Below are 4,182 nucleotides of genomic sequence, written 5' to 3' on the forward strand. Positions count from 1 at the left end.
AGGAGAAGTCGGCGCGGCAGGCGCTGGCCCGCTCCGCCGCCGAGGGCTGGGTGGTCTCCGAGCGCGTCGGGCGCCGCGTGCGCTGGTCGCTGACGCCGCCGGGGCGCCGCCTGCTGACCGAGGGCGCCGACCGGATCTACGCGTTCGGCCGCGAGGAACGCCACTGGAACGGGCAGTGGCTGATGCTGATCGTCTCCGTCCCGGAGGCCAAGCGCGACCTGCGGCACCGGCTGCGCACGCGGCTGACCTGGGCGGGCTTCGGTTCGCCGGTCGCCGGCGTGTGGGTCAGCCCGGACCTGACCCGCCAGCGGGAGGCGCAGCAGATCGTCAACGACCTCGGCCTCGACGCGCAGGCGATGTCGTTCACCGCCGCCTACGGCGAGGTCGGTGAGCAGGAGTCGATGGTCGCGCGGTCCTGGGACCTGACCGAGCTGAAGGACCGCTACGAGGACTTCATCGACCGCTTCACCGGCCTGCACCCGACCGGCGGCCGCGCGGTGCTGCGCGCGCAGACCGAGCTCGTCCACGAGTGGCGGCGGTTCCCGTTCCTCGACCCGCAGTTGCCGGCCGAGCTGCTCCCGGCGAAGTGGAGCGGGACGAAGGCGGCGGAGCTGTTCCATCACAAACACGTCGACTGGCGCCCCGAGGCCCAGCAGTATTGGGACGACATCGTCGAAGCCGAAGAAGCAGGGTGAACATGACTCAGCAGGTCCGCCTCGATCGTGACGGCGGGCTCGCCGTCCTGACCGTCGACGCTCCGCCGTTGAACCTCTACACGGCTTCGCTGCAGTCCGAGCTCTCCTCCGCGATCGGCGAGCTGGAGGCCGAGCCCGCGCGGGCCCTGCTGGTCCGCGCCGAAGGCAAGATCGTCAGTGGTGGCGTCGACGTCTCGCTGTTCGACGCCCAGGGCTCGCCCGCCGAGGCGAAGGTCCTCTTCGACGAGATGCTCGCGGTGCCGGACCGGATCGCGGCGCTGCCGTTCCCGACCGTGTTCGCCGCGCACGGCCTGTGCCTGACCTGGGCGTTCGAGGTGGCCGTGGCCTGCGACATCATCGTCGCCGCCGATCGCGCGAAGTTCGGGCTGGTCGAGAAGGTCGTGGGCCTGACGCCGACCATGGGCGGCACCCAGCGGCTCGCCGCGCGGGCCGGTGTCGGGCGTGCCAAGGAGTTCGTGATGACCGGCGACACCTACGACGCCGCGACGCTGGAGCGCTGGAACGTCGTCAACCGCGTCCTGCCGAGCGAGGGCTTCGACGACGCGGCGCGGGCGTTCGCCCGGCGGCTGGCCGAGGGGCCGACGCGCGCCCACGCGGCGACCAAGCGCGTCCTCGACCACTTCGCCGCCGGCGGCGTCCCCGAGGCGAACGCGCACATCACGACGATCGCGGCTTCGCTGTTCGAGACCGAGGACCTGCGCAACGCCGTCAAGTCGTTCCTCGCCGACGGACCGGGGAAGGCGACCTTCTCGGGGCGTTAACAGTCCGTTCGGACATCGGTTGCCGCCGTTCGGGCGTGCGCGGTTCTCCCGGTACCGGGTTACATTCGATGTGGTCTAGACCACGTCCCTGCCTCGTGCCGCTTGGAGAACCGCCATGAGACGCACTCCCGCACGACTACGCTCCGCACTCGCCGCCTTGCTCATCGCGCTCGGCGGCACCGCGGCGCTCGCGCCACCCGCCGCCGCAGCCGGTTCGCTGACCGCCACCCTGGCGATGAGCGGCACCACCGGCACGTACACCGTCGCCAACACCGGAACCGCGTCGGTGAGCAACTGGGCGATCACCTTCACGCTGCCCGCCGGTGTCACCGCCTCGACCGGCGAAAACGGTACGGTGACCCAGAACGGCACCCAGGTCACGCTGACGCCCGCCTACTACATCGCCACGCTGGCGCCGGGCCGCAACACCTACCCGTACAGCCCGACTTTCCGGCTCAGTACCGCCGCGACGCCGGCGCAGTGCCGCGTCGACAACGCCAACTGCGACGGTTCACCGGACACCCCACCGGGCGCGCCGGCGAACCTGCGCCTGGTCGCGAAGACGACCAAGACCGTCGCGCTGGCGTGGAACGCCTCCGCGGCCGGTTCCCTTCCGGTGACCGGGTACGACGTCTACCAAGGGACTTCCCTGGCCACGACGGTGACCGGGACCAGCGCGACCGTTTCCGGGCTGGCGCCGGGCGCGGCCTATTCGTTCACGGTGAAAGCCAAGGACGCCAAGGGGAACACGTCACCGGCGAGCGGTTCTCTGGCCGTGACGACGAACAGCCCGGCCGACGACACGCAGGCGCCGTCCGCGCCGACCGGGTTGCGGTCGACGGCCGCCGATTCCGGAAGCGTGTCCCTGTCCTGGACGGCATCGACGGACAACACCGGCGTCGTCAGCTACGACGTCTACCGCGGGTCCACTTTGGCCACGACGGTGACCGCGACGTCGGCGGTCGTGACCGGGCTGGCACCGTCCACTTCGTACACCTTCACGGTGCGCGCCCGCGACGGCTACGACAACGTGTCGGCACCGAGCGCCGCGGTGACCGCCCGGACCGGCGACATCGTCTCGGGTTACGCGAAGGTCGGGTACTTCGTGCAGTGGGGCATCTACGGGCGCCAGTACTTCGTGAAGAACCTGGAAACCTCGGGCGCGGCGGCGAAGCTGACGCACCTGCTGTACGCGTTCGAGAACATCGACCCGGTGAACCTGACCTGCCTGTCCGGCGTCACGAAGGGCACGACGGCCAACCCCCAGGACCCCAACCAGGGCGACGGCGCCGGTGACGCCGAGGCCGACTATTCGCGGCCGTTCGCGGCGGCGCAGTCCGTCGACGGCGTGGCCGACACCGGCTGGGAGTCGCTGCGCGGAAACTTCAACCAGCTCAAGAAACTGAAGGCGAAGCACCCGAATCTCAAGGTGCTGGTTTCGCTCGGCGGCTGGACGTACTCGAAGTACTTCTCCGACGTCGCGGCCACCGACGCGTCGCGCAAGAAGTTCGTCGCGTCCTGTGTGGACACCTGGCTGAAGGGCAACATCGCGCCCTACGGCGGCGCGGGCGGGCCGGGCACCGCGGCGGGCATCTTCGACGGCATCGACCTCGACTGGGAGTGGCCCGCCAGCGCCGACGGGCACCCCGGCAACCACTGGAGCCCCAACGACAAGAACAACCTCACGGCGCTGATGGCGGAGTTCCGCGCGCAGATGGACGCCTACGGCGCGACCACCGGCAAGCGGTACCAGCTGCACGCGTTCACGCCGGCGGACCCGGCGAAGGTCGCTTCGGGCTGGGACGTCTCCAAGATCTTCGATTACCTGGACGTCGCGAACGTACAGGGCTACGACTTCCACGGGGCGGGCAGCGACAATTCGTGGGAGCCGAACCGCACCGGCCACCAGGGCAACCTGTACGCCGACGCGGACGACCCGTACAACTTCCACTTCAGTGCGGAAAGCGCGATCAATGCGTACACGAATGCGGGCGTCGATCCGCGGCGGCTGACGCTCGGCCTGGCGTTCTACGGCCGCGGCTGGCAGGGCGTCGCGGACGGCGGGAAGAGCGGCGAGTGGCAGTCCGCGACCGGCGCGGCGCCGGGCCAGTTCGCCGAGGAGGCGGGCACCCGCGGGTACGCGAACCTGGTGGCGGGGGTGCCGGGCTGCACGGTCCGCCACGACACGGCCGCCGTCGCGACGTCGTGCTACACGGGCAACGGCGGGCAGTGGTGGACGTTCGACGACGCCTGGTCGATCGGGCTGAAGACGACGTGGCTCAAGTCGCGCGGCCTGCTCGGCGTGATGGCGTGGGAGATGTCGGGCGACACCGGCGCGTTGCTGAACGCGGTGAGCGCCGGGCTCGGCTGAGGGTTCCGTTCAGCCCGCTGAACACTTCTGTTCAGCGGGCTGAACACTTTCTTTGGGACACAAAGAAAAGCTTGACCAGCGATGGTCTGGACCATGACACTGAGCCGGCGCGCGCCCCCAGACACCGTCGTCTCGAGGAGAGCCATGTCCCGCTTCCGCAAGGTCCTCGCGCTGGTCCCCCTGCTCCTGGGGCTGCTGGCCACCCCGGCCCCGGCAGCCCCGGCGGCGTTCACCCACCCGGGCGTGCTGGTGAGCCGTCCACAGCTGGACTTCGTCAAGGCCAAGGTGAACGCCGGCGCCCAGCCGTGGAAGGCGGCGTACGACCAGGTGCTGG

The 4,182-nt window shown here is 70.4% G+C and carries 3 protein-coding genes and 1 pseudogene; all 4 read left to right on the forward strand.

Features of this window, described 5'->3' with window-relative positions; translation table 11 throughout:
• Positions 1–695, forward strand: a 695-nt coding sequence (locus CCN39_RS31310) for a PaaX family transcriptional regulator (RefSeq protein WP_086848113.1), incomplete at its 5' end; no start/stop codon positions are given.
• A 2-nt stretch (positions 696–697) separates the two neighbouring features.
• Positions 698–1,477, forward strand: a complete 780-nt coding sequence (locus tag CCN39_RS31315) for an enoyl-CoA hydratase/isomerase family protein (protein WP_167455235.1) — start codon at positions 698–700, stop codon at positions 1,475–1,477.
• A gap of 157 nt (positions 1,478–1,634) precedes the next feature.
• Positions 1,635–3,848: a glycosyl hydrolase family 18 protein gene (locus tag CCN39_RS31320; protein WP_086848117.1), complete on the forward strand. Its 2,214-nt coding sequence runs from the start codon at positions 1,635–1,637 to the stop codon at positions 3,846–3,848.
• Between the two features lie 144 nt (positions 3,849–3,992).
• Positions 3,993–4,182 (forward strand): annotated as a pseudogene (locus CCN39_RS31325) (alginate lyase family protein); the annotation flags it as partial.

This window comes from Amycolatopsis kentuckyensis, assembly GCF_002155975.1.
Classification (GTDB): Bacteria; Actinomycetota; Actinomycetes; order Mycobacteriales; family Pseudonocardiaceae; genus Amycolatopsis; species Amycolatopsis kentuckyensis.